Genomic DNA, 856 nt, shown 5'->3' on the forward strand with positions numbered 1-856 from the left:
TAGCGTAGATCAACTCGACTTTCAGTCTGGCATAAAACGACTCCATCACCGCATTATCCCAACAGTTTCCCTTGCGACTCATGCTTCGGGTTATGTGGTTTTTCTCAAGAAAGGCCACATAGCTATTGGAACGATACTGGGTTCCACGATCCGAGTGAACAACCAAGTTTGGCTCAACTCCTCTTGCTTTGATCGCCACTTGCATCGCCCGCGTAACCAATTCATCAGTCATGCTTGTGCTCAAACTCCAGCCAATAATCTTTCGCGAATACAAGTCCATGACTGTCGCCAAATAAAGCCATTTCTTTTTCACCCAAATATAAGTGATGTCGGTCACCCATTTCTGATTCGGTCGATCTACTGAGAAATTTCGACGCAACACATTATCAGCCACATTAAGTTTCGTCAGTGCATGGCCACCATAATTAAAGGCTTTACCGTTGCGTGCCCGTATGCTTTGTTCTTGCATGATCTTAGCCACAAAATTAACCGAACACTTGTGTCCAATTGCATTCAACTCTTGCGCGATTCGAGGCGCACCATAAGCGGCCTCAAATTCCTCGTAGGTGTCCTTTATCAAACCGGACATTTGATCTTTGCGTTGTGCACTTTTGCTTTGGGGGGTGGTTTGCCAACGATAAAAACCGGAACGATGCACACCCAAAACCCGACACATAAGGGCAACACTGTACTGATCGACATAATCGAGTATTAATGCGTACTTCACTCTTGGTCTTTCGCGAAGTACGCAGAAACCTTTTTTAAGAACTCCATTTCCTCCTTTAAGCGTTTATTTTCTCGCTTAAGCTTACGAAGCTCTTCACTCTCCTGCTTGGAATAGTCAACGCCATCGAGC

At 45.2% G+C, this 856-nt stretch carries 1 protein-coding gene; it reads right to left on the reverse strand.

Annotation, left to right across the window (positions count from 1 at the left end; genetic code table 11):
* A partial coding sequence (locus ABWW54_RS20105; RefSeq protein ID WP_353415012.1) for an IS3 family transposase occupies window positions 1-727 on the reverse strand: 727 nt, incomplete at its 3' end.
* Window positions 728-856 lie beyond the last annotated feature (129 nt).

The sequence above is a fragment of the Arenicella sp. 4NH20-0111 genome, from assembly GCF_040366405.1.
Taxonomy (GTDB): domain Bacteria; phylum Pseudomonadota; class Gammaproteobacteria; order Arenicellales; family Arenicellaceae; genus Arenicella.